The organism is Patescibacteria group bacterium (assembly GCA_041661625.1).
Classification (GTDB): Bacteria; Patescibacteriota; Patescibacteriia; order JAHIZJ01; family JAHIZJ01; genus JBAZUB01.
Genome location: JBAZUB010000002.1, coordinates 282,543 through 304,756 on the forward strand (window position 1 = coordinate 282,543; position 22,214 = coordinate 304,756).

The window sequence follows — 22,214 nt, forward strand, 5'->3', positions numbered from 1 at the left end:
AAAGCAATATATCTCATGGCACTATTTGGGAATAAAGACAGTTATGTCGGTATCGATCTGGGTACCGCTGGCATAAAAATAGTCGAGCTGTCGGGTGCTGGCGGCCAGCCTAAGCTGGTTACTTATGGATATACCGACGAAGCAATCAATATTGTCCGGAACGACTCGGCTGAGGTTCAGGGTAAGGTAGTCGCCTTGTTGAAAGAAATATTCAAGAAAGCCCGGGTCGGATCGAATAAAGTAGTTGCCGCATTGCCAAGTTTTGCCGTATTTAGCGCCGTAATTAGCCTGCCGGCTATGTCGCGTCGGGAATTGGCTTCAGCGGTGCGATGGGAAGCCAAGAAATTCGTGCCCATGCCGATTGATGAAATGATTCTGGACTGGAAGCTATTGAACGACGAAGAGGCCAAGGATGAAAAAGCGCCAGCTCCAGCCAATGGAGAGGCGGAGGAAGCTGCCGCACCAAACAAGAACCTGAGCGTTCTGCTAACCGCGGCACCGCGTAATCTGGTTCAGCGTTACGTTAATATTTTCAAAACGATCAATGTAAAACTGGTCGGCATCGAGACTGAAGCCTTCGCGCTCGAGCGCTCATTGATTGGACAGGACAAGTCGGCCGTTATGGTGGTGGATATCGGTGGCATGAACACCAATGTCAGCGTCATACGAGATAGCATCCCGCTGCTCAACCGGAGTATCGACGTGGGCGGCGCCACGATTACTAGTACGATTGCCAATGGATTGAATGTTGACCTCAGCCGTGCGGAACAGTTCAAGCGAGATTTCGGCATGACCAGCAGCGGCGAGGGGAATCAGCAAATCCCAAAAACAATCGAGTTTGTCATCAGCTCTATTATCAATGAAATTAAGTATTGCTTCAACCTATATCAGAACCAGACAGTTGGACAGGGCGGACAGATGAAGCAGATTGAAAAAGTAGTACTCACCGGCGGATCAGCTTTTCTGCCAGCGCTGCCGGAATATTTAGCCAAGGTGCTCAATATGAGGGTATTTATTGGCGATCCGTGGTCGCGGATTGCCTATCCCGAGGAACTACGGCCGGTGCTCCAAGAACTCGGCCCCCGACTCTCCGTAGCGGTCGGTCTGGCCATGAGAGAAATATAACACACACATGCCCAACATAAACCTGATCCAAAACACGACCGGCGAAGAACCAAAGCCAAAAGAAAAGAAAACACCGCCACCGGCTTACACGAATCCACCGCCAGTAGCAAAGGTTCCTGAGCCAAACCCGGCTAAGAAGCTTAGTCCATTGGGTACTTTTTTCGATAAACCAAAACCAGCTCAGTCGCCGGCGGCACCCATAAAAGAACCGGCTAACTTAGGGAAGGACAGCAGCAAGCCGATGTCAAAAACTGCCGAAATAATTCAGACTAAACCGGCGGAACGTCGTCGCTCTTGGCTTAGCGGGGTGATCAATTTCGTCAAACCGCAAAACAAGGCAGCCGATGAGACAACCGGATTTCCGGCCGAAGCAGCTTCCCGTCACACAACGCAGCCGACGCCAAAGGCGGATCCGGTTCGGGGAACAAAAATACTTGAAGAAAAAGTGTTGGCAAAAAGAACGGGTCGGGTTGGAGCAAAACCATCAGATGAAAATCGAGCGAGCAGATCTTGGCTGGGAGTCAATCTGATGCCCGATGATATGATAGATAACCTGGAACCCAAGAAAAAACTACTGACATATTTTATTGTATTAATTATCTCGGCGGCCATCGTAGGCGGCGGATATGGCGGACTGGTCTGGTATGAAAACAGGATATACGACCAAGCTAACCAAACCACCCAGGAAATCGACCAAGTCAATAGCAAGATCCTGGCACTGCACGCTGAGCAGCAGAAGGCAGTACTGTTCAAATCGCAAACCGACGCTGTCAGTTCAATTTTAAACCAGCATATTTATTGGACAAAGTTTTTTGCTCAGCTGGAAAAATATACTATGCCATCAGTCGAATATAAGTCGTTTTCCGGCAGTTTCACGCCGGGCACTAATCCGACTTTTTCCATCAGCGCGACCACCGATAGTTTTGACTCCGTTTCCCAGCAGATATTGGCTTTTCGTGAAGCGGTTGCGAATGGTGATTTCATATCGGTGGCACTGATCGACTCGGGTAATAAGACAATCAATAAAGATAGCGGTGTTGAGAGCGTTTTATTTACCGTGCAGATTACTACTTTGGAAAAAGTGTTTTACCGGCTAGCCAGCGACGAAGCCCTAACTAATAACCAATAGCATGTCTTATAACAACCAAGTAAAAAAACTATTCTACTTCTCACTGTTTAGAAATTCGCGGGTTGTTTCCATCTGCATAGCGGTGGTCGTTTTGGTGGTGGGCGGGCTTTGGTTGCTATATCCCAAGTACGACTCCGTCCAAAAACAGGGTTTGTTGACCTATGACAGCAAAAAGCTGCAGTTGCAGCGGCGGACGGAATATCTAAAGAAGATCAACTCGATGCTGGAGTCATACCGGAGCATTGACGCGGATAAGATCGCTTTGGCCAATCTGATACTGCCCGATGACAGCCAGATACCAGAACTATTCGTCATGTTGGATCAGTTGGGTCGGGACATGAACCTGAAAGTCAGCCGGATCGCATTTGCCACCCAAGGCGCAGTGGTCGACCCCGCGATCAAATCGGCCGGCAAGAGCGGCGGACAATTACAGCGCATGGGTATTACGATGGGGCTGGATATGGAAGACGGAATTAGCTATGGAAAGTTCAAAGAAATACTAAATACGCTGGAACAGAACATCAGGATATTAGATCTGAACAGCGTTAGCTACGATTCAGCGCAAAAATCTATCACGCTAAACTTAAATACCTATTATTTACAACACAAATAACCGTCTTCGCATATGGCTCTGGTTCAAAAAAAGTTTACCAACAACAAACGCACGGTGATACTAATTGTTACTTTGCTTGTTTTAGGGCTGGCGACATTAGTCGTGACAGGCACCGGCGGATTGTCCTGGCCATTTTCAAAAGATACCACCGGTGATAATCTAACCACCGGCAATGTGATATTAGAGGGGTCTGATCTCCCGGTTTATAACGATTTAGGCGCGAAAGTGCTGGATGATGCCCGTTTGGATAATCTGGAATTACATGGCGCGTTTCCACTAATTCCTGGACACCCCGGTCGGAGCAATCCATTCGTACAGGTCGCCCCAGAGCAATAATCACGTATCATCATTATGCCAACCCCAACAACGATCGGTTCCGGTGCCAGTTTTCTGGATATTCTAAATGCCAAAGGATTAGCCAGCTTGGAACAGCTGGAACAGTGGAAAGAAGCGGCTCGGGTCAACAACCGGAGCGTCGTTGAGATAATCGAGGAGTCAAAGCAGATTCGAGACGAAGATCTGCTCAAGGCCAAGGCGGAAGCATTCAATCTGCCATATGCCGACCTGCAGGGCAAGATTGTCGGCCGGGAAATATTGGAGATGATTTCTCACGATCTGGCCGAGAACTACCGGATGGTCAGCATTGGACGCGACGCTGATACGATAAACATTGGTTTAGTCGACCCAGGCAACTACAAAGCCATTGAAGCGGTCGAGTATATTGCCCGAAAAAACCGGCAAAAGATCAAATACTTCGTAATATCCCTAGTTGGCTACAAGTTTGTCCTTCGGCAATACGACTCGTTAAGCTCGGAAGTAGCCGAAGCATTAAGCGGTACCAAATCCACTGAGCTGCGTGATGACACGGTTTCCTCGTTAGCCGAGCACGGCTTTGAGGAAGTTGTTCGATCGGCTCCGGTCGCAAAAATGGTCAATGTGATCCTGGAACACGCTGTTGAAGGAAAAGCATCTGATGTTCACATCGAACCAATGGCCGAAGAAACCCGCGTACGGTATCGGATTGACGGTATTTTACACACATCATTATTGCTGCCCAAGGCGGTTCATTCATCGATTATCGCTCGTATCAAAGTACTATCGAATTTAAAAATCGACGAAACTCGCGTACCGCAGGATGGACGATTTCGGCGCCGGTTTGAGAATGGGGATGTCGACTTCCGTGTTTCGACTCTGCCCGTGGTAGACAACGAAAAAGTGGTTATGAGAATTCTCGATACCTCATCCAACATACTCAACTTGGAAAAGATGGGATTTTGGGGCAAGAATCTCGAACGGATGAAAAGCAACATTGAGCGGCCGCATGGTATGTTTTTGGTCACTGGGCCGACCGGTTCCGGAAAATCTACCACCCTTTACGCTTTACTGCGCCTGTTGAATAAAGAGGGTGTGAATATCGTGACATTGGAAGACCCGGTGGAGTATTTCCAAAAAGGCATCAACCAGTCACAGGTAAACGCAGAAGTCGGGCTGACGTTTGCCCGCGGTCTGCGTTCGATATTGCGCCAAGATCCGGACATTATCATGGTCGGTGAAATCCGCGATTCGGAAACCGGCGAGCTGGCTGTCCACGCCAGTTTGACTGGCCACACGGTATTGTCGACCCTGCATACCAATAATGCCTTCGGCGCGGTACCTCGATTGACTGATATGAAGATCGAACCGTTTCTGCTGACCTCATCTTTGAATCTGGTAATGGCCCAACGCTTGGTGCGCCGCCTATGCAACTTTTGCCGCGAAGAAATCACAATTCCAAAAAAATACGAGGAAGAAGTCTGGCAATCACTATCCGCTCTGCCCAAGGAATCGTTACCCAAGGATTTTCGGATGGCTCGCCCGTTGAAATTCTACGTCGGCCGTGGTTGCATCAAATGTGAAAATACCGGATACAAAGGACGGCTATGCGTCAGTGAAGTACTGGAAATAACCGATGAAATGAAGAAAATCATTCTAACCGGATCTGATTCCGACAAGATTAAAGCGGAATTCCTCCGACAGGGGATGTATTCAATGGTTCAGGATGGGTATATCAAGGCGATTCAGGGCGATACGACCGTGGAAGAGGTAATGAAAGTCACCCGCGATTAAATTATTCAGCGTTACCCATATGCCTAACAAATCAAAGAAAACGGTCAAGCTTCCTAGCCGGCAATCAAAGAAGAATATTCTGCTGGTCGAAGATGATACGTTTCTGTCAGGCATGTATATTACCAAGCTGACGCTAGCTAAGTTTGATGTGACATTAGCGACCGACGGAATCCAGGCGCTAGCAGTGGCGAAACAAGCCAAGCCCAGCCTAATTCTGCTCGATGTAATGATTCCCAAGTTGGATGGTTTTGGCGTATTGCGTGAGTTGAAAAAGAATCGTAATTTGGGAAACATTCCGGTTATACTTCTCACCAACTTGAGCGACCAGGTTAGCATAGAGAAAGCCAAGACATATCAAGTGGCCGATTATCTGGTAAAGGTGCATTACCGACCCGATGAAGTAATCGAAAAAGTTCGCCAGGTATTAAAAAAAACATCACGCAGTAACTAGCCCAATTCCATGGATGCTGCCACGCAAATTGAAGTCAGTAAATTACTTAGTCGAGTCGCGGAATACCGGGCTTCGGGTATGCATTTGACCGTGGGCTTGCCGCCGATTTTACGGATCGATGATCAGCTGCAGGCGCTGACGGATGTACCAATGATGACCCCGTCGGAACTGCAGAAAATTGCCGATTTTTTACTTAACGATATCCAGCGGCAGCAACTGCAGGCGGACAAGGAAGTGGTTTTTACTTATTCGCTGGAAGATCGGGCGCGTTATAAGGTCAGTATTTTTTACCAAAAAAGTTATTTATCGGTTTCGTTAAAGTATATTCCACCGACAGTGAAGTCACCCAAAGAGCTGGGCTTACCCTCGGTAGTCGATCGTTTCGTCAAATTACCGCGCGGTTTAGTCATGGTAACGGGGCCATTTGGCTCGGGTAAAACCACTACCGTGGCGTCATTAATTGAGACAATCAATCAAAGCCGATCGGAATACATAATTACAATCGAACGACCGATCGAATTTGTTTTTACCAATGCGCGCAGTATCATCGAACAGCGCGAGGTGGGCCGCGATACCAGTTCGTTCATCAAGGCGCTAAGCAACATTCCGCAGGAAGATGTCAATGTGGTAATGATTTCGGAGCTGGATGATCCGGCTATCATCGAGTTGGCGCTGACTATTGTCGAATCCGGTCGGCTGGTAATCGCCTCGATGAATACCGACTCGGCTTATAAGACAATTGAAAAGATTATCAATGGCTTCCCACAGCATAAACAGGAGCAGATCCGGATCCAACTGGCCGACGCATTGGAGGGCGTAATCAGCCAGCGCTTAGTTCGTCGTTCTAGCGGCGGTAAATTGGTAGCCTTTGAGGTGCTGGTGCCTACTTCAGCGGTGCGGTCCATTATGAAGGAAGGATCGATCTACCAGCTTCAGACCATTCTCCAGACATCACGAGAAGAAGGCATGATCTCGATGGATCGTTCGCTGGTCGAGCTGGTCCGATCCGGCCAGGTATTGATGGAAGACGCTCTCGAGCAGGCCGTCGATAAGAACGGATTAAAATCTATGATCAGAGTATAACCCATGTCAATATACGACTATCGAGCCAAAGATTTCCAAGGCAACACCCTAACCGGCGTAATCGAAGCGCCGAGTGAAAACGTGGCCGCGGAAATGCTGGAAGACCAGAAGTATATCATTCTAGCACTGATTCCACGGCAAAAGACCAATGTCTTTCAGTCGTCGCTGAACTTTCTCAATCGGGTGCCAATGCGGGAAGTGGTAATATTCGGCCGTCAATTGTCCGTGATGATAAATACCGCCGTGCCGATCGTGCAGGCATTGCGAATCTTGGTACGCCAGACAAAGAACGTCACATTTAAAGTAATTCTTTCTGAAATCGCCGACGAGGTGGATGGCGGTTCGAAATTATCAACCGCGCTGGGTAAGTATCCCCAGATATTTTCCAGCTTCTTTGTTTACATGGTACGGTCTGGCGAGACCACTGGACGTTTGGATGAGACGCTCAACTACTTGGCTGACCAGATGGAAAAAGACTACGACTTGAACAGCCGGATCAGGGGCGCCATGATCTATCCGGCATTCATCATGTCCGCGCTGGTGGCGGTGGGTATCGTGATGATGATTTTTGTGATTCCGCAGCTGACGGCCGTCTTGTCTGAAAGCGGCGTGCAATTGCCAATATCAACACGGATACTGATTGCGATCAGTTCATTTATGAAAAACCAATGGTGGCTGGTGTTGATGATTCTGGCCGGTTTGTTTGTTGGTTATCGTTCGATGGCTCGTTCAGATTATGGAAAACAAAAGCTGGATCGGTTGAAGCTGCACTTTCCGGTTTTTGGCAATCTGAACCAAAAAATATACATCACCCGTTTTGCCCGCAGCATGTCGACGTTGATAACGGGCGGGATCCCGCTGAACAAAACTCTCAATATTGTAGCCGATATCGTGGGTAACGCGGTTTATCGCGACCTGATAATACAAACGGCCGAAGTGGTCGAGGATGGCAACTCCATCGCTACGGTATTCATGAAAAGCACTGAAGTACCGCAGATGCTGCCGCAGATGATGGCGGTGGGCGAGCAGACCGGCAAACTGGACTTGATCATGGGCAAGCTGGCTGATTTTTACGCCAAAGAAGTCGACGCTACGATCGGCAATCTGGTGGCTCTGCTGGAGCCGATGGTCATGTTGGTGCTGGGCGCCGGCGTGGCCGTGATGATCATGGCGATCATGTTGCCGATGTACCAGCTGTCCAGTGCCATGTAACAGAATACCTAAGCACTAATTTCTAAATTCTAAAAAATTCACAAATACGAATTATTCAATGTTTGAAACGTTAGGATTTGAGAGGTTAATGCTGTTTATAGATTTGAAATCCGGAATCAGACATTTGACACGCCATTGATATCTATCAGGTAGAATTAATTGCGGAAATATGTAATTGATAGTATAATACCCTGTGTATATCTTTCGTTTCAGCAAAAACATAATAAATATAACCCGCTTTTAAATCGGTTCTAGAGCGATGTAAAAGCGTTATGTGGAAGGGGGTGACAAAATGAAAAAAAACAGAAAAGGTTTTACCCTGATTGAGTTGTTGGTCGTAATTGCCATCATTGGCCTCTTGTCAACCTTGGCGATTGTTTCGTTGAACAGCGCTCGTCAGAAGTCGCGGGACACTAAGCGTATGGCTGACATGCGGACGATGCAGTCGGCGTTGGAGTTGTACGCGAACGAATTGGGTGGCTATCCGGTCGTAGGAGCCGCTTCTACATGGACTACTGTTGGCACTGCAGTGGCGCCTTACTTGGCATCGGGCCAACTTCCACAGCCGCCTAACAGTACTTGTGCCGCTGACGCAAACCCATTAGACACGGATTGCTACGTCTACTGTACTAACGGTACTGGTACTCAATATTTGGTTGGATCTCATAATGAACAAGGTGGTGCTAATAGCATAAACGGCGACGTTGATGGTGCGTTGGTTACCTACACCGCAGTTAATGAATGTGTTACCAATGCGGGTGTCGTTAATGCTGTTCCAGCGTTCAGCTGCGATGATCCGAACTTCTGCTTAGGTAAATTGTAAGTTACCGCACACTTGAGAGATCAAAAGGGGGCCATCATTGGCCTTCTTTTGCTGTTCGTTGGGTGTTGATAGCATGATTAGATGAAATCACGCGGATATGATATAAATAACGGGCTGTTCCAAACGGGAGCGGCGCGACCTTTGACATTTGCGCGGAAGGAGCTACTGCCATGCGGTTCTTTGTGGGCCGGATTTGGTTGGCGGCGGTCATCGTTCTGATGAGCGCCTGCCTGATGCCGTTTGCCGCTCAAGCGACGACATGGACTGCGGATGAGTGTATTACGTCAGATGAATATAACTATCGCCCAGTAATTTCAGCCGACGCCCGGGGGGACGTGCACGTCGTATGGACTAGGCAAGCTGATGGATGTCCGACGATACTCTGCAAGAGATTGAACAATGGATCGTGGTCAGAGGACGAAGTTATCGGTGAAGCCCGCGGTACACTCGGAGTTTCCGTTGCAGCAGGGTCAGACACCAGCGTTCACGCTGTTTGGGCTGGTGATTGTGGTGGTAACGCCTTTCGGGTCTGCTATCGCCGGTGGCATGCCGGAACTTGGGGAAACTTCGAGCATTTGGATCAAGCATATTTTTTCGAAGGCTCATATCCCGCCGTTGCGGTGGACGGGGACAACAATGTTCACGTGATCTGGTCCGCTGCGCTGGTCGGTCATGGATCAAAGCTATATTACAGACGATGGAATGGCGCATTCTGGACACCCACAGACTCGCTAGCGGATTATTTTGTCGGAGGATACGCCATTGTCTCTGATTCGCACGACAACACCCACATAGTCTGGGTTGCTGGTAATTCGCCCAGCGAAATTCGCTGGAAATACCGGAACGAAACCTCTTGGTCGCAGGAGGAAGCGATAGCATCGTCTGTCCAGAACAGTCCGTCCATTGCAGCAGACAATAGTGGTGGTATCCACCTGGTGTGGACAGCATTGAGTCAGGGCGTTTTCCACAAGAAATGGGACGGGCAAACATGGGGAAGCGCTGTAGAGCTGTTTAGTTATATGGGATACAGTGGAAGCCACCCGAAAATAACCATCTCACCCGACGATAACATGCACGTGGTAATGGACAGAAACAGTGATTATCCGCTTACGTGTTGGGATGTCTGGTACACCGGTTGGGATGGATTGATGTGGAGCCAACCACGAAAGATCGTCGGCCAGTGCTCCGAGTATCCCTTGGTAGCATCAGACCCCATGGGGAACGTCCATGTGGTTTGGGAGGGGACTCAGGGCAACGAGTACAACATCTATCACAAGATGCGAAAACACTGCCTCGATGGTGACGCTTTCGCCGACTGCCGGACTATTGGGGTCTACCCGTCTGGCCTGCTCTTCGACACCCGCTACACCGCAAATGCCGATACATTCCCGCAGCCGCCGGACGAACCAGCCTACTACGTCTCGACTAAGGTGACGGTTACGCGGACGGCCAACGATCGGTTCTTCCTTTCCGGTGATCAGAACATGCTGCAACCGTGGATTGCTGACGACAAGGTCTATGTCAATGGCATCAGCACTGGTCTGGGGTTTGCGGGTGTTGTCGATCCGGCCTATCCACTGTGCCGGCCAATCGAATCAGTCCTGCAGCCGGCACTGCCGCGCGACGTCACCGATCTGATCCCGATGGGCGAGAGTTGCGTGACGTTCAAGCTAGCTGACACCCAGCGGACTATCCTGGGTAATACCCGGATCTATCTGGTGCGACAGGATGCCGCGGGCGTTGCCGATCCGTTTCTATCCAAAGACGTTGCCATGCTATCCGTCATGCCAAATCCGACGCAAGCCGGCACCGCTTTGCGCCTGGTCACGCCACAAAACGGTGCGTATCGCGCGAGCATTCAGATGGCTGATGGGCGGCTGGTTCAAGGTTGGCCGGTGATAATATTAACTGCCGGTGAACGGCACGAGTGGCAGTGGGACGGAAGGAATATGCACGGCCAGACGGTCGGTCCCGGAGTATACTTCGGCACTATCCAGACGCCGGGAGGGAGGAGCACAAAGAAGATTCTCATCGTCCGATAAAGTGTCTCTAATGCGCGGAATTTACCGCGCTTTTTCTATCATAATTAGCATTGTGTGCACTATGTTGTCATTCCGTAAACTAGGTAGTACAATAAACATATGAAAACAAGAACAAATAGAATAAATAAAGGATTTACCCTAATAGAACTCTTAGTAACCATCGCCATTGTAGCCCTACTGACTACGTTAGGCTTGGTTAGTTTGAATAATGCCCGTCAAAAAACACGCGATACGAAGCGCTGGTCCGATATCCGCGTACTGCAATCAGCAATTGAAGTATGTACCAACAATGGTGGTAATGTGCCACTGGTCAATACTACTGTATGGAACGATCTATTAACCGCACCCTGCGGTAATGGTGAAAATTTAGGCACATATATGGCGTCGCAAGCCATACCTATTCCGCCATTGAATAGTACCTGCACCAACGCGCCATCAGGAGATTGCTATATGTACTGCGCGACCGGCGGTCGATATGTGCTTTATACCACTTACGAGGGCAATGCTCCAGCTGGAGGCTTGAATGGCGCAATTGCATCATACAATCCAGCTACAGATTGCGTGTTGAGTATTAATGACGAACCGACCGCTCTTCCCGTATGCAACCCGGTCACAGCGGGATCATTTTGTCTCGGTAATCTATAAGTTATCAAGAATGAACTTCTTCCAACGCTATCGCCAAGCAATTATCTGGGCAGGTTGCGGACTGATAACAATTTCTATTGGCCTAGTTTGGATATGGCGCATAGGTATCGAGCAAGTTCGGGCGCGCGACATCCAGCGGGTGAGCGATGCGGTGACGATCCAAACCGCGTTCGAAAAAATGTTTCAACACGACCGAAGTTATGCCAACGCGGCGGTGAAGGGCTGTGACAAGGTCGGACAATCGGTCCGTCGTTGTAGTCTGAGAGAATATTACAAGGATATAAATCAGATTTTCGATCCCGGCAAATTTGATTATGTGGTTACCAAGGTGCCCGACAAGACCACCTACGAGGTAACGTTTACTTTGGAACGGAATTATGAGGGCATAACCAAAGGCGAACATAAGATTACGCCGGAGGGGATACGGTAAGGGCGCGTAGACTGTAAAGAACGCGCAGCCTAGAAAGGCTGCGCTATGGGGTGGTATCGGGATGGTTATTGGACGAGGTATTAAGCTTCACGAGAGCAGAGCGCGGGTCTTCCAGCCTGCGCGTTTGAAATCGTGTATTTCGTTAAGACGGCGCTTTCGGCGAAGCCGTCCGCCTTTGGCGGAAGCGCCGGTTGATAAGGCTTTAGCCTGGAAGCCATTAATGTCTTGACCATTAAAACGGTTAGAGTATAGTAGTATGAAAGCGGCCGGAGATAACCAGCCGTTGTTTTGTTGAAGCTACAACCATGAGTTTATTATTTAACCAGTGCCATCTGTTTCTCACCAGCTCAACTTTTTGCATTACCCATATTTTCGAGCCGACGAACAAAAACAAATAGTCTTGCAGCGCGTTTTGATGCTTACAGAGAAGTATCGTGTTTCTGGCGTTGTCTATTCGATAGCCATGAACCATTTTCATTTACGGTTAACGATTAACGTAGAAGATAAATCACGCATCAAACAGTACCTTCGCGGTGGCATATCATACGATTATAAGAAGTCGTTTCCAGGTAGATATTCAACATTTTGGCAAACTCACCATGAAATGATTATCGAAAATAAACTTATCGATCTAAAAATAACGGGATATATTATTGGAAATTTACTCAAACATCGAGAAGTCGGTCGCATTTGCGATTTATGGGATTGTCCATTTTCCAGTTACGCTTCCATTGCTAAGCGCTATGGTAGAGAACAGGCTGATGCATTGATAAGGCAAGTAATCAATGTAAATGAAAATTCTCGGGGCGAGATTGATCCATATCAGCTAAGACAGCTAAAGCTGGCAAACCCCAGTTAAAACTGGGACTTTGATCAAGAATCAGAGAGGATTGCTGGCTATACTTTTCAGAAAATGGTATAATCAACCCGTATATTTGACACCCAAACACAATATATGACCGTATTAATCGGCGTTATCGTTTTCATCTTCGGTCTGAATATCGGCAGTTTCTTGAATGTGGTCATTTGGCGCCTGCATACCCAAGAAGGTATGGTGCGCAAGCGTTCGTACTGTCCAAAGTGCAAACATCAACTGAGCGTGATTGACCTGATTCCGTTGGTCAGCTTTCTGATGCTGCGAGGGCGCTGTCGTCAGTGCCGTCAGCCGATCGACTGGCAGTACCCGGTGGTAGAATTTGCCACGGCCGCCATTTTTACCAGTCTATTCCTGAGATTCGGCTTGAGCGATCAGTTTGTAGTCTATTCGGTCTACGCGGCTTTTTTAGTGGTAGTATTTGTCTTTGATTTGAAGCATTATTTGATCCTAGATCGGGTAATGCTGCCAGCAGGCCTAGTAGCCGCGATCGGCGGTCTGGTGCTTGGTTTGAGCTGGCAGACACTATTGATCGGGGCGGCCATCGGCGGCGGATTTTTTCTACTCCAGTTTGTGCTATCCAATGGCCGGTGGATTGGCGGCGGGGACATTCGGCTCGGGGCGGTAATGGGGCTAATGCTAGGCTGGCGGGTAACGGTTGCGGCCCTATTTATAAGCTACGTGATGGGCTCACTCGGCGGCGTGGGATTAATCGTACTGGGAAAGAAAACCTGGCGCAGTCGGCTGCCTTTCGGAGTATTCCTTACGCTGGGCGCTTTGGTGTGTTTTTTCTGGGGCAATCAGTTGGTTGATTACTACATATCATTGACCCGTTAGAATGGCGCGATCGAATTGGACAAAACAATACTTCGCTTTTACTGTCATAGAGGTTTTGGTGGTTGTGGCAATATTTGCCATGTTATCGACTATCAGCCTGATCAGCATTCAAAGGAGCAAGGAGCGGTCCAAAACGCAAAGCACGCTGCAACTTATGACCAGCTCGATGGAGAAGATAAAGGGTTACGTGCTGGGTGGGAGAAGTTTCAACGATTCTCTGGGCGCACCAGCGGTCGCGCGATCGTACGGGGTCTCAATCGATTTTGCGTCTAATCCAAATAAGTTCACCATTTTTGCCGACTTTCCACCCAGCGGTGCTGGAGCGCCGGATCCAACCTTGGTGCCCAATTGTTACGCCGGTGGCGGCGACCCGGGCTGCGATCCATTTTTTGCCACGGGGTTCCCAAAGCGTGACAGCGTTATCGAGGAAAATGTTTTTACGAATGGTCGGTTATTCGACTCGCTTAAAATTAGAACTGCCATAGGTCCGCAAGTGTTTATGGATGTTGATCGGGTTGATATCGTGTATCTGGTGCCATCAAATGAAACTGTTATGTATTATCTCGATACAGCTTCGGGTGCGATGGTGAAATTTAACGGCGGTATCGATGTAATGATGGCGGTAGCCACCATAAATAGTAACCCGCCACTAGCGAGCAATGCCGGGGAGATATATATCTATGGCGGACTAGTTGGCGGAAATTTGCACACCACACCAACAAATTGATTATGACGCATCTTTTTAACAAACTATCTCGTAAATCAAGGCATCGTATTAACGCAATCGGATCAAACCGATCAGGCATTGGCTTGCTTGAGGCAATGGTGGCCTTGCTGGTCTTAATGATCGGGATAGTGTCGGTGATGGTGCTGATGCTGGCCAATACAACTGCCGCTCGGGTTTCCCGAGACCAGATTATCGCTTCAAATCTAGCTCGTGAGAGCGTAGAAATCGCGCGCAGTATTCGCGATTCAAACTGGTTGAAGATCGAGGGCAACGAAAAACATTTGGACGGGAGTGCATACAAATGGGACGATGGTCTATGGGACGCGACGAATACTCTGTATGGCGCTTATCCCACTCATGATGATACGGCACTGACCTGGAGTCTGGTGTATACCGCTGCGGCTCCTGGTGCCGATGTCTGGAAGGTCTACCTAGATTCGACTGGATTTCCGGCGGGTGGTTTGTACAATCAGTATGCTGGTGCCGTGCCGGCGGCTGCCACGGTTACCAAATATACCCGGAAAATATACACTTATCCGATTTGTTACGACGCCGTCGGTAATGAAAGTATCTTGAATGCCGACGGACAAACCTGTGCTCTGACCGGCACAACAAAGATTGGCGTCCAGGTGAAAGCTCAAGTACGGTGGGTTGATAACGGCAATAATCGAACCGTATCGGTTGAAGCTAAGCTGTATAATTGGAAATAATGATGTTGCGTCTAAGACACAATCAAAAAGGTGTGACACTGGTCGAAGCCCTAGTGGCTATGGCCGTGTTTGCCTTGGCGCTGAGCTTGATATTGGGCATTATGAATAACAGCATGAGGCAGCAGCGAAAAGTCGAAGCTGATCAGCGGGTAGCCAGTCATGCGCGCGACATGCTTGAGGCCATTGCTCGAGAAGTCAGAATGGGCTCAATTGATTACGAGAAGTATCTAATTACCAGCGGAGACAGTGACGCATTAGACCTTCCTGTACAAAATTTATATTTAATAAACAGCAACGATCAACCGCTAGAATTTGCCTATCATGTAGCCGGGGGAGGACACATCGAATTGAATAATGTGAAAATAGTGTCCTATGATGACTGGGTAAATAATGTGTCCTACTATATTCGTCCATCCAGTGATCCGTTTTTCATTAAGTCATGCAATGCTCCAGCTGATTGCGCCATCGCGTCATATCCGGTCAAGCCGCCCGGCACTTGTCACTCATCGGGCCGCTGCGTCTTGGTGAATGAACAACCTCAGGTGACGATAGTTCTGAGTGTCTCCTTGAATCCAACGGCTGAGTTTAGCCGGAGCGCTAGCATTGACCTGCAAACCACCGTAACCACTCGGAGATACCAACGATGAGCTATAAAACTTCAAAACAGAATGGTGCAACATTGGTCAGTGCGTTGCTAATTATGTCACTGATTACAGCTATTGCCGTAGGGCTGTCGGTGGCCATAATGAACATGGTAAACACCACGCGGGATATAAACTATTCGATTACATCCTTTTACGCGGCCGATAGTGCGCTCGACCAGGGCCTGTGGACGATCAAACAGGCGCGCTACGATGATTTAACCATCGACCAAACTCTGGATAAATTGGGTAGAGTTGGCAATCCGGACGTTGATTTTCTCTCCGATCCGCGAGCCGTGTGGCAACGAACCGCCGTGACCGCCAACGAAACAGTTAAATTCGACCTCGGCACCGAACAATCGGTAGTGGTGGAGCTGTATAATCCAATCTCGGGCTTGCCCGCTGATGCACCGCAAAAAATTCAGCTATGGTGGCATGATTCATCCGGCTTAGCCAAGGTGCAGGTATCGTGGGTGGGTTGGACACAAGATGGTTTTAATGGAGGCAATGGCGACTTTTTTCCATACCCCAGCACCTGCGATGCCGGCGGAGATTGTACCGGCGATATTGTCAATGTTAACGATCCGTCGCTGCCGACGCGCATATACTTGCGAATTAGAGCCAAGGATCACAGCATTACCAATTTAACGGTGCAATCATTAAAGGGCGACGGTACGGTGATCGACATCCCCAGCCAGATCGTTTTAACAGTCGTCGGAGAGTATCCAGCTGGTATTATCTCGTCGAAGCAGGCACTAAGTGCCGCCGTGCCTTGGCTGGTGCCCGTATCCGGGCTGTATTCATACGTACTATATTCCGAAACGGCACTGAATAAATAGATCGGACACAGCCAGCTGAGCGCGGGATATGTTACCAACCGTGGCGTGGTAAAGTCATTTTCGGTCAACAACACATGAATCACACCGAAGCCAAGCAGCGAATCACCAAGCTAAAAACGGAGATAAACCGGTATCGGTTTGAGTACCACGTGTACGACCGCAATCTGATATCGGAAGCGGCGTTGGATTCACTCAAGCACGAATTGGCCCTACTGGAAGAAAAATGGCCAGATCTGGTAACGCCAGACTCACCAACGCAAAGGATTGGTGGTGCGCCATTGAAAGAATTCAATAAAGTCGGGCATCGTATGCCGATGTTATCGCTCAATGATGTTTTCAATGAAGCGGAATTGAAAGAGTGGGAAGCTAGAATATTGAAACTCTTACCAAGCGGTACGCGCTTAGATTATTTCGCGGAAATCAAAATGGACGGATTAGCGGTGACGCTGATATATCGGAACGGTTTATTTTCCACCGGAGCGACTCGCGGGGACGGTCGAGTCGGGGAGGATATTACTCAAAATTTGAAGACCATTGAGGCCATACCACTGCGTCTAGGCTACGAAGCATTAAGCGGCGAAGCTCGACACTGGGCCGAACGTGAAGTCGAAATCCGGGGAGAAGTCTATATGCCGCTGGCCGAGTTTGATCGATTGAACGCCAACCAAAAAAAACATGGCGAGGCGGAGTTCGCTAATCCGCGCAATGCCGCCGCCGGATCATTGCGGCAATTGGATTCAAATATCACCAAGAGCCGTCGTTTAGATTTTTTTGCGTACGATCTAGTGACGGATCTGGGTCAATCTACTCACGCCCAAAGCCATCAGTTGATTGAACAAATGGGCATCAAACAAAATCGGCTCAACCGGCATTGTCAGAATATTGCAGAAGTATTGAAGTATTATCACGAGATACAAAAAACTCGGCCGAAGCTGCCCTATCAGATTGATGGGATAGTTATCAATGTGAACGCCCTGCCCTTAGTTCGTCAGTTGGGGGTGGTCGGCAAGGCGCCACGCGGTGCGATAGCGTTCAAATATCCAGCCGAACAGGGCACCACGATAGTGGAGGATATCAAAATCCAAATCGGCCGAACTGGCGCGTTAACGCCGGTGGCTTGGCTGAAGCCCGTCAAGGTGGCCGGCTCAACCATTTCTCGTGCCACGCTGCACAACGAAGATGAGATACGTCGTCTTGATGTTCGGATCGGCGATACGGTGATTATACAAAAGGCCGGCGATGTAATCCCGGACATAGTGGCCGTGCTACCAAAACTGCGTACTGGTCGTGAGAAAGTATTCCATTTTCCGGCGCGGTGTCCCGATTGCGGTTCGACCGTCGAGCGCCGATTGGGGGAGGTTAGCCATTATTGCTCCAATCCCGGTTGCTTTGCCCAGAAGCGCGAACGATTTTATCATTTTGTTTCCAAGGGCGCATTTGATATCGATGGCCTGGGACCGAAGATTATCGATCAACTTTTGGACCAGAAGCTGATCAAGGACCCGGCTGATATTTATACATTGCGCACTGGCGACCTCGAGGCACAGGAGCGGTTTGCGGCCAAGTCAGCCCGGAATCTGGTAGACTCGATCCAGGCCAGCAAAAATATTTCATTGGCACGGTTTATTTACGCGTTAGGTATCCGCCATGTCGGCGAAGAAACCGCCATTGCCCTAGCCAAACACTTTCAGCTCATCAACCGATTAATTAATGCCCAGCTGGAAGAACTTAACCGGGTCCCCGATATCGGCCCGGTGGTAGCCGGCAGTATCAAAAAATATTTCGAACAAAAGGAACATGTTAAACTGGTTGAAAAATTAATTCAACGCGGCGTGTCCATCCAGGCGACGCCAACTTCGAACAAGCAAAGATTATCAGGTCGTACATTTGTCCTCACCGGCACGCTGGAGCGTTACACTCGCGACGAAGCCAAGGCGGCGATTCGATTGGCGGGCGGGGATATATCCAGCTCGGTTAGCCGATCAACCGATTTTGTTGTGGCTGGTACGTCAGCCGGATCGAAGTTGAGACAGGCTAGAGAGCTGGGCGTAAAAATAATATCCGAAGAGGAGCTTAAAAAGCTACTCGGCCAGTAAGCTAATTTATCTTATAATTATTGTAGCAATAGAGTAATAGTGATAAAATCACCGAACTATGAAATTAAATACCCACGACATCCAACACTTAGCCGAACTATCGCGCTTGGAGTTGACCGAGGCCGAAAAAAACCAGTTCCGCGATCAACTCTCATCGATTTTGGAATATGAAGACAAACTGCGCCAGGTGGACATATCTGACACGAATCCAGCGAATGAGCTGACGATCCGCGATCATCCGGTTCGCCTGGACGTGGCTAAGTCATCGGATAACGCCGCTGAAATAATTGCTCAATCTCCAGTTCATCGTAATAATTTTATCGTTGTCCCGCCAGTGTTTCCACAATCGGATAACCCACCGGCTGGGCAGTCTTCCGAACCATCATGATTCCAACATTTGCACCCAGCGTTGTCGAGACAATGGACGCTCTGCTCAAGCGGCGCTATACCTGCGTTGAGTTGACCGAACGCATGCTGGTGCGAGCGCGGAGCTGGCAATCAAAGTTAAACACCTTTATCAGTCTGACCGAAGAAGCCGCGCTGGCTCAGGCCAAGGCCTTTGACGCTGGCCTATCAGCGGGCCGGCCAATGCCGCTTTTGGGTGGCGTGCCGCAGGCGGTTAAGGACGTCCTGGCCACCAAAGGAATCCAGACTACCGCTGCGTCAAAGATATTAGCCGGCTATCAGCCGCCTTATTCTGCCACCGTTGTGGACAAGACGACCCAGGCCGGTGCCGTGATGATCGGTAAAGCCAACTGCGATGAATTCGCCATGGGCGCCTCGGGTGAGAATTCGGCTTACGGGCCAACCCGAAACCCCTGGTCGCTTGATCACGTACCAGGCGGCTCATCATCAGGTTCGGCCGCAGCGGTGGCCAGCGGTGTTTGTTCGTTTGCTCTCGGTACCGACACGGCGGGATCGGTTCGTGTGCCAGCCGCCTTTTGTAATCTGGTTGGTCTCAAACCTACTTATGGACGCGTGTCCAGGCACGGTTTGTTGGCGCTGGCGTCATCGTTCGATCAGGTTGGCATCATGACTCGAACCGTAGCCGATTGCGCGGCGGTGTTGAAGGCAATTGCCGGATATGACCCGATGGACGCAACCAGCCTAAACGTTCCGGTGGATGATTATACAGCACAGTTGAATCAGCCAATGCCTAAATTGCGTATTGGCTTACCCAAAGAATACTTCGCCCTGGGTTTGGATCCGGAAGTGGAGGCAACAATTCGTGCGGCCGTCGCCCAGCTTGAGTCGTTGGGTTGCGAAGTGAAGGAAATTAGCCTGCCGCACTCCACCGATGCGTTAGCGGTATATTATATTATTCAACCGGCGGAAGCGTCGTCAAATCTGGCACGATACGACGGTATTCGTTTTGGACGGCGATCGTCGGAAGCAATTAGTTTATCCGAGGTGTACCTAAAAACCCGAGCCCAGGGTTTCGGTCCCGAAGTAAAGCGTCGGATTATGCTAGGAACGTTTGTCTTATCGTCTGGTTACTATGACGCGTATTACGTGATGGCTCAAAAAGTTCGAACGCTGATTATCAATGAACACGCAGCAGCATTTGAACAGGTTGACTGCATTGTCGCGCCCACTACACCCACGCCGGCTTTTAAGCTCGGCGAACGTTTTGCCGACCCGCTAACTATGTATCTGGCGGATTTGCTTACCGTGGCGGCTAATTTAGCCGGTTTGCCCTCAGTGTCAGTGCCGGCTGGTTTCGTTCGAGGATTACCCGTCGGATTGCAGATTACCGGTCCGCAATTGGGCGAAGGCCGGATTCTGCAGCTGGCCGAGGCATACCAGCAATCCACCGATTGGCACACGCGGACTGTTCCGGAACTGCCTTTGTAATTTGCCAATAATGTGCTATAATTACCGTGATGAACAACGATTATTAATACAAACTGACATGGGTATCCAAGGTAAAGTGCTGTTAATCGAAGATGAAAAAATGCTCTCGACCATGTATGCCACCAAGTTTGCTAAAGAAGGCTATGACTTGGTCCAGGCTTTTGATGGTGAGGAGGGTCTCGCCAAGGCTAAAAGCGAGCCGCCCGCGGTGATATTGCTTGACGTCATTATGCCAAAACTGGACGGATTTGCAGTTCTTAAGGCATTAAAAGCCGACGCGTCTCTCAAGAATATACCGGTGGTTTTATTGACCAATCTGGGGCAGGATGATGATATCAAAAAGGGCAAAGAGCTGGGCGCCGTTGATTACTTTATCAAGGCGAACCACACCCCCGCCGAAGTAGTAGACAAAGTAAAGTCATTATTCGAAAAGTAGATTCAATTGAGACAACGCTGGGGGTGACCCGGCGCTTTTGGCATATTTTATTAATGAACTATGGAGCACAACCGACATGAAGGGGTTTGATTTTCCGATTACCAAGACTAGACAAGATGGAAACAACGCAAAATTTAATCTCGAAGATCCAGTCGAGCGGCGCAAGTATTTCGAACTGAAGGCAGGCCCAGAGATAGAAAAAATTAAAGAATATTTACACACCGGCACATTTGTGGCCTTTTTGTTAGGTAAAAAAAATTCAGGCAAGGGAACGTATTCCAAACTTTTTATGGAAGCGGTGGGGAACGAACATGTAGCGCATTTATCGATCGGTGACATCGTACGCAATGCCGAGACCATTCTGCGCGACCCGCAGCAGAAGGGCGCTTTCGTTGATTTACTGAAACGTAAATATCGCGGCTTCCAAACTGTTGATGAGGTGGTCGATACAGTCTTGGGCCGCACTCAGCAAAAACTATTGCCCACCGAAGCCATTCTGGCTTTTGTAGAAATTGAGATCGACCGGCTGGGTCATAAGGCCATATTCATCGATGGGTTTCCGCGTAATATGGATCAGGTATCGTTATCATTGTTCTTCCGAGCCTTGATGGGCTATCGTGACGATCCTGACTTTTTCATATTTATCGACGTGCCCGAGACTGTAATCGATGAACGGATGAAGTACCGGGTCGTCTGCCCAAAATGTAAAACACCGCGCAATATTCGACTGCTCCGCACCCAACATGTAGGCTACGACCAGTCGACTAAAGAATTTTATCTCATGTGTGACAATCCGGAGTGCCAGCAGGCACGGATGGTAGCCAAGGAGGGGGATAGCGCCGGCATCGAATCGGTGCGTGATCGCATCAATCTCGACGACCAGGTCATGCGCGCCCTGTTAACACTTCAAGGCGTACCAAAGGTATATTTACGCAACTCCATTCCGGTTGACCAGGCGGCTGAAACAGTCGATGATTATGAAATTACCCCGGCCTATATTTACCAGCATGATGCCGGCACCAACTCCGTAAACATTACCGAAGAGCCATGGACGGTAGCCGACGATGATGGTCAAGCCTCCTATAGCTTGTTACCGGCTCCGATTGGAGTGTCTCTAATTCGACAGATTGCTCGGGCGCTTGGTTTGTAGCACTTGCGATTCTGACAATTTATTCACGCCCGCTACTGATACAACGGCGGCAATGCTATACCTTAAGATGAACTTAGGATGAGTCTGCGATATTAAGATGCTTCATCGATTCGCCCAGATTGTTAAAAGGCTTCCGACACCTTTACGAAAACCGGTCGTAGCGATTGGCGGAGTGGTGTTATATATTTGGAGCCACTTGGTGTCCAAGGGCGTGGCGATGAAAAACCGATAGAAAAGCAGTTTTAAAAAGACCGGTTCCAGCCGGTTATTTTTAATTGACAACCTTAGGCCAACGTGGGAAAATGCAACCGCTCTCAACCGTTGGAACACCTGCTAAAGGAGGTTGGCCATGGGCGATCGGAAAACCGCTCCGGCCAACGGCTGGGGCAGT

General features: G+C 49.2%; 23 protein-coding genes. All 23 read left to right on the plus strand.

Features of this window, described 5'->3' with window-relative positions; translation table 11 throughout:
• Positions 1-15: 15 nt before the first annotated feature.
• The 23 genes from pilM (at position 16) to WC734_04920 (ending at position 21,823) form a co-directional block, all read left to right on the plus strand.
• Complete coding sequence (gene pilM, locus WC734_04810) at positions 16-1,125, plus strand: pilus assembly protein PilM (protein MFA6198438.1); 1,110 nt, start codon at positions 16-18, stop codon at positions 1,123-1,125.
• A 7-nt stretch (positions 1,126-1,132) separates the two neighbouring features.
• Positions 1,133-2,254, plus strand: coding sequence for a hypothetical protein (locus WC734_04815; GenBank protein ID MFA6198439.1), 1,122 nt, complete (start codon positions 1,133-1,135; stop codon positions 2,252-2,254).
• A 1-nt stretch (position 2,255) separates the two neighbouring features.
• Positions 2,256-2,867, plus strand: a complete 612-nt coding sequence (locus WC734_04820) for a hypothetical protein (GenBank protein ID MFA6198440.1) — start codon at positions 2,256-2,258, stop codon at positions 2,865-2,867.
• Positions 2,868-2,879: 12 nt separating this feature from the next.
• Entirely contained in the window at positions 2,880-3,203 is a 324-nt protein-coding gene (locus tag WC734_04825; protein ID MFA6198441.1) for a hypothetical protein, read from the plus strand.
• A 15-nt stretch (positions 3,204-3,218) separates the two neighbouring features.
• The gene (locus WC734_04830; GenBank protein ID MFA6198442.1) at positions 3,219-4,973 is read left to right on the plus strand and encodes a GspE/PulE family protein; all 1,755 of its coding nucleotides are present in this window, start codon (positions 3,219-3,221) and stop codon (positions 4,971-4,973) included.
• Between the two features lie 19 nt (positions 4,974-4,992).
• On the plus strand, positions 4,993-5,424 hold the full coding sequence (locus WC734_04835) for a response regulator (GenBank protein MFA6198443.1): 432 nt from the start codon (positions 4,993-4,995) through the stop codon (positions 5,422-5,424).
• Between the two features lie 9 nt (positions 5,425-5,433).
• A complete protein-coding gene (locus WC734_04840; protein ID MFA6198444.1) occupies positions 5,434-6,507 on the plus strand; it encodes a PilT/PilU family type 4a pilus ATPase in 1,074 nt (357 codons plus the stop codon).
• A 3-nt stretch (positions 6,508-6,510) separates the two neighbouring features.
• On the plus strand, positions 6,511-7,719 hold the full coding sequence (locus WC734_04845; protein MFA6198445.1) for a type II secretion system F family protein: 1,209 nt from the start codon (positions 6,511-6,513) through the stop codon (positions 7,717-7,719).
• Positions 7,720-8,011: 292 nt separating this feature from the next.
• A complete protein-coding gene (locus WC734_04850; protein MFA6198446.1) occupies positions 8,012-8,542 on the plus strand; it encodes a type II secretion system protein in 531 nt (176 codons plus the stop codon).
• A 170-nt stretch (positions 8,543-8,712) separates the two neighbouring features.
• Positions 8,713-10,584: a hypothetical protein gene (locus WC734_04855; protein ID MFA6198447.1), complete on the plus strand. Its 1,872-nt coding sequence runs from the start codon at positions 8,713-8,715 to the stop codon at positions 10,582-10,584.
• A gap of 99 nt (positions 10,585-10,683) precedes the next feature.
• Positions 10,684-11,229, plus strand: coding sequence for a type II secretion system protein (locus WC734_04860; GenBank protein MFA6198448.1), 546 nt, complete (start codon positions 10,684-10,686; stop codon positions 11,227-11,229).
• A 10-nt stretch (positions 11,230-11,239) separates the two neighbouring features.
• A complete protein-coding gene (locus tag WC734_04865) occupies positions 11,240-11,659 on the plus strand; it encodes a hypothetical protein (protein ID MFA6198449.1) in 420 nt (139 codons plus the stop codon).
• A gap of 325 nt (positions 11,660-11,984) precedes the next feature.
• Complete coding sequence (locus tag WC734_04870; GenBank protein MFA6198450.1) at positions 11,985-12,518, plus strand: hypothetical protein; 534 nt, start codon at positions 11,985-11,987, stop codon at positions 12,516-12,518.
• Positions 12,519-12,614: 96 nt separating this feature from the next.
• Positions 12,615-13,370: a prepilin peptidase gene (locus WC734_04875; protein ID MFA6198451.1), complete on the plus strand. Its 756-nt coding sequence runs from the start codon at positions 12,615-12,617 to the stop codon at positions 13,368-13,370.
• A gap of 1 nt (position 13,371) precedes the next feature.
• On the plus strand, positions 13,372-14,097 hold the full coding sequence (locus tag WC734_04880; protein MFA6198452.1) for a type II secretion system protein: 726 nt from the start codon (positions 13,372-13,374) through the stop codon (positions 14,095-14,097).
• Between the two features lie 2 nt (positions 14,098-14,099).
• Positions 14,100-14,807, plus strand: coding sequence for a hypothetical protein (locus tag WC734_04885; protein ID MFA6198453.1), 708 nt, complete (start codon positions 14,100-14,102; stop codon positions 14,805-14,807).
• Positions 14,807-15,454, plus strand: a complete 648-nt coding sequence (locus WC734_04890; GenBank protein MFA6198454.1) for a type II secretion system protein — start codon at positions 14,807-14,809, stop codon at positions 15,452-15,454. Before WC734_04885 ends, WC734_04890 begins: the two co-directional genes overlap by 1 nt.
• Positions 15,451-16,287, plus strand: a complete 837-nt coding sequence (locus WC734_04895; protein ID MFA6198455.1) for a hypothetical protein — start codon at positions 15,451-15,453, stop codon at positions 16,285-16,287. The genes WC734_04890 and WC734_04895 overlap by 4 nt, the downstream gene beginning before the upstream one ends.
• A 74-nt stretch (positions 16,288-16,361) precedes the next feature.
• On the plus strand, positions 16,362-18,383 hold the full coding sequence (gene ligA, locus WC734_04900; GenBank protein ID MFA6198456.1) for an NAD-dependent DNA ligase LigA: 2,022 nt from the start codon (positions 16,362-16,364) through the stop codon (positions 18,381-18,383).
• Between the two features lie 58 nt (positions 18,384-18,441).
• Positions 18,442-18,771 (plus strand): Asp-tRNA(Asn)/Glu-tRNA(Gln) amidotransferase subunit GatC, encoded by a 330-nt coding sequence (gene gatC / locus WC734_04905; GenBank protein ID MFA6198457.1) that lies wholly within the window; start codon positions 18,442-18,444, stop codon positions 18,769-18,771.
• The gene (gatA, locus tag WC734_04910; protein ID MFA6198458.1) at positions 18,768-20,237 is read left to right on the plus strand and encodes an Asp-tRNA(Asn)/Glu-tRNA(Gln) amidotransferase subunit GatA; all 1,470 of its coding nucleotides are present in this window, start codon (positions 18,768-18,770) and stop codon (positions 20,235-20,237) included. Before gatC ends, gatA begins: the two co-directional genes overlap by 4 nt.
• Before the next feature lie 10 nt (positions 20,238-20,247).
• On the plus strand, positions 20,248-20,673 hold the full coding sequence (locus WC734_04915; protein MFA6198459.1) for a response regulator: 426 nt from the start codon (positions 20,248-20,250) through the stop codon (positions 20,671-20,673).
• A 76-nt stretch (positions 20,674-20,749) separates the two neighbouring features.
• Complete coding sequence (locus tag WC734_04920; GenBank protein MFA6198460.1) at positions 20,750-21,823, plus strand: nucleoside monophosphate kinase; 1,074 nt, start codon at positions 20,750-20,752, stop codon at positions 21,821-21,823.
• Positions 21,824-22,214 lie beyond the last annotated feature (391 nt).

Excerpts from the sequence above, each read along its gene's own strand:
- WC734_04825 (MFA6198441.1), top strand. The coding sequence starts at position 2,880 with ATGGCTCTGGTTCAAAAAAAGTTTACCAACAACAAACGCACGGTGATA.
- WC734_04815 (MFA6198439.1), top strand. The coding sequence starts at position 1,133 with ATGCCCAACATAAACCTGATCCAAAACACGACCGGCGAAGAACCAAAG.
- WC734_04920 (MFA6198460.1), top strand. The coding sequence starts at position 20,750 with ATGAAGGGGTTTGATTTTCCGATTACCAAGACTAGACAAGATGGAAAC.
- WC734_04865 (MFA6198449.1), top strand. The coding sequence starts at position 11,240 with ATGAACTTCTTCCAACGCTATCGCCAAGCAATTATCTGGGCAGGTTGC.
- WC734_04850 (MFA6198446.1), top strand. The coding sequence starts at position 8,012 with ATGAAAAAAAACAGAAAAGGTTTTACCCTGATTGAGTTGTTGGTCGTA.
- WC734_04820 (MFA6198440.1), top strand. The coding sequence starts at position 2,256 with ATGTCTTATAACAACCAAGTAAAAAAACTATTCTACTTCTCACTGTTT.
- ligA (MFA6198456.1), top strand. The coding sequence starts at position 16,362 with ATGAATCACACCGAAGCCAAGCAGCGAATCACCAAGCTAAAAACGGAG.
- WC734_04880 (MFA6198452.1), top strand. The coding sequence starts at position 13,372 with ATGGCGCGATCGAATTGGACAAAACAATACTTCGCTTTTACTGTCATA.
- WC734_04840 (MFA6198444.1), top strand. The coding sequence starts at position 5,434 with ATGGATGCTGCCACGCAAATTGAAGTCAGTAAATTACTTAGTCGAGTC.
- WC734_04860 (MFA6198448.1), top strand. The coding sequence starts at position 10,684 with ATGAAAACAAGAACAAATAGAATAAATAAAGGATTTACCCTAATAGAA.
- WC734_04830 (MFA6198442.1), top strand. The coding sequence starts at position 3,219 with ATGCCAACCCCAACAACGATCGGTTCCGGTGCCAGTTTTCTGGATATT.
- WC734_04915 (MFA6198459.1), top strand. The coding sequence starts at position 20,248 with ATGTGCTATAATTACCGTGATGAACAACGATTATTAATACAAACTGAC.
- WC734_04835 (MFA6198443.1), top strand. The coding sequence starts at position 4,993 with ATGCCTAACAAATCAAAGAAAACGGTCAAGCTTCCTAGCCGGCAATCA.
- WC734_04855 (MFA6198447.1), top strand. The coding sequence starts at position 8,713 with ATGCGGTTCTTTGTGGGCCGGATTTGGTTGGCGGCGGTCATCGTTCTG.
- gatC (MFA6198457.1), top strand. The coding sequence starts at position 18,442 with ATGAAATTAAATACCCACGACATCCAACACTTAGCCGAACTATCGCGC.
- WC734_04845 (MFA6198445.1), top strand. The coding sequence starts at position 6,511 with ATGTCAATATACGACTATCGAGCCAAAGATTTCCAAGGCAACACCCTA.
- WC734_04885 (MFA6198453.1), top strand. The coding sequence starts at position 14,100 with ATGACGCATCTTTTTAACAAACTATCTCGTAAATCAAGGCATCGTATT.
- pilM (MFA6198438.1), top strand. The coding sequence starts at position 16 with ATGGCACTATTTGGGAATAAAGACAGTTATGTCGGTATCGATCTGGGT.
- WC734_04895 (MFA6198455.1), top strand. The coding sequence starts at position 15,451 with ATGAGCTATAAAACTTCAAAACAGAATGGTGCAACATTGGTCAGTGCG.
- gatA (MFA6198458.1), top strand. The coding sequence starts at position 18,768 with ATGATTCCAACATTTGCACCCAGCGTTGTCGAGACAATGGACGCTCTG.
- WC734_04875 (MFA6198451.1), top strand. The coding sequence starts at position 12,615 with ATGACCGTATTAATCGGCGTTATCGTTTTCATCTTCGGTCTGAATATC.
- WC734_04890 (MFA6198454.1), top strand. The coding sequence starts at position 14,807 with ATGATGTTGCGTCTAAGACACAATCAAAAAGGTGTGACACTGGTCGAA.